We start from the raw sequence: 1,658 nt of genomic DNA on the forward strand, positions 1-1,658 counted from the left end.
TCTCAAACCCCGTGTAAACATCGGTCACCCTGCGGTAGTTGAACATGTCTCCCGCCTTGGGCACGCCGCGGCGCTTGTAGAACATGAGGCTATTGTCATCGGCTGAGTAGACCGCGAACGCGGTACCCTTGTTGGGGTCGGGGATGTCCTCGGGCTCGTAGAAGTTCTCGCCCGTGGTGCCCGACCCGATCGCGCCGGTCACGAAGCTGAACTGGTTCCTGATGGCGGACGAGACCCACGGCCCCGCGATCAGCACCACCAGGACGATGATTGCGATGACCAGGACGTACTCTACCGTCGACTGCCCCTTCGGGCGGCGGGTAAATCTCGGAGATACCCCCCCCCGAAAGGAGTTTCCACTGTGTTCATGTGCGGCTCCTCTCGGTTTGCTTTTACTGTTGCTGCAGAGGATAAGAGTGAAATAGGCGATTGATCAGACAATGCCGCAGCGGCAAGGGTAGCGGCTGTACTCTGGGTTTGAGAATGGCTAAAGAAATCAGTGGATGGTTTGGCGTGTTCAAATTGAGGGAAATGACTAAAAAATCAGTCAGGGAGAAGAAGCTCTTGAAAAACAACCGAATGAACCATGACAGCTGTGTTGGTCGTCAGCAACGATTAGGTAGCGTGTAGGTATTTCTAAAGGGCACGGCTATGCAAAAGTGCGGCAGCACCACCGAGGTGAGCCGCGGTATCAGAGCATCTGGTCACTTGGATGCGATCCCGAACGATATCTCGGTAGTCGGGAGGGGTCACGGCTGCTTTAGGACGGTCGGAGGATGTGGTTACGATCTCAATTGAATCGAGGTTCATGGGGACGGTACCGGCAGCCACTTCGAGGCATCCCTGAGTTTGCTTCGGGCCGAACGACAATTGCCAAGGCTTGACGGCCCTCGATACCGCCAAGACGGGTGCGTGACCATCTGGCTCTACCGCTCCGTACCAAATGATATCGAGGGGAATCTTCATAAAGAACATGTGGATTGAAGAGCAGTTGCGGAACAATGCGGCATCGCCGATTGGCATCTCAGGGCGTCCCATCAATCCCATGAAGCGCTTCCAGAAGGTATCCATCACCTCGAGCTCGTAGGAGCCAATATTCTTTCCGGTTGCGTCAAACAGGCGAGCCTCGCTATCTGCCATGAAGGTATCCTTTCAAACCAAAGTCTTTGATGGTTTGAAGATAGAGGTCATGGGGTCTAGCGAGGCTGATTTGCCGCAGCGGCAATTGGTAGGGTGCGGTGGGCTCTATGAGGGCCGCTGTATGGCCCCATGTTTCCCCAAACCGACTACCTGTGCCTAGAACCTCAAATCGCGCGAGTAATCGCCAAAAGAAGAGCCCGCGCAGGATTGCACGGGCTCTTCATTAGACATGCTAGAAGACAGGTTAGAAACACCAGGCGGGACAGATGCAATGCTGCTCCGATGCATAATCGCAAAGCGTGTGACAGCCACTGGGCCCGACAAAAAGGAATTGTTCAAATTGGGTCGGATACGGCGAACGCTCCCGCCAATAGCAGCCATTGCTCAAACAGGGGTTGCCGTAATTGTGATCCAGCACCTTGCCCCTGAAGGCCTCGTACTGGGTCCCCTCCATACCAAGCCAAGACCAATCAGAAAGGTTTTTCGGAAGAGTATCGTCAATCTCGGAGTAGCTGAGC

General features: G+C 54.6%; 4 protein-coding genes. 1 reads left to right on the forward strand and 3 read right to left on the reverse strand.

What is annotated here, in order from left to right:
* The coding region (locus tag DWX63_RS11020; RefSeq protein WP_158559689.1) for a hypothetical protein at nt 1-256 on the reverse strand (256 nt) is incomplete at its 3' end.
* A gap of 227 nt (nt 257-483) precedes the next feature.
* On the opposite strand from DWX63_RS11020, the gene DWX63_RS11435 reads away from it, so the two are divergent.
* Entirely contained in the window at nt 484-630 is a 147-nt protein-coding gene (locus DWX63_RS11435; RefSeq protein WP_199411201.1) for a hypothetical protein, read from the forward strand.
* Between the two features lie 6 nt (nt 631-636).
* Here the strand turns inward: DWX63_RS11435 and DWX63_RS11025 are convergent, their stop codons facing one another.
* Together DWX63_RS11025 and DWX63_RS11570 are read right to left on the reverse strand one after the other, a co-directional pair.
* Entirely contained in the window at nt 637-1,140 is a 504-nt protein-coding gene (locus DWX63_RS11025) for a DUF192 domain-containing protein (RefSeq protein WP_117843730.1), read from the reverse strand.
* A 244-nt stretch (nt 1,141-1,384) separates the two neighbouring features.
* Nucleotides 1,385-1,658 (reverse strand): hypothetical protein (locus tag DWX63_RS11570; protein WP_233514547.1); only part of this gene is annotated, 274 nt, incomplete at its 5' end.

Source organism: Collinsella sp. AF20-14LB (assembly GCF_003459505.1).
GTDB lineage: Bacteria > Actinomycetota > Coriobacteriia > Coriobacteriales > Coriobacteriaceae > Collinsella.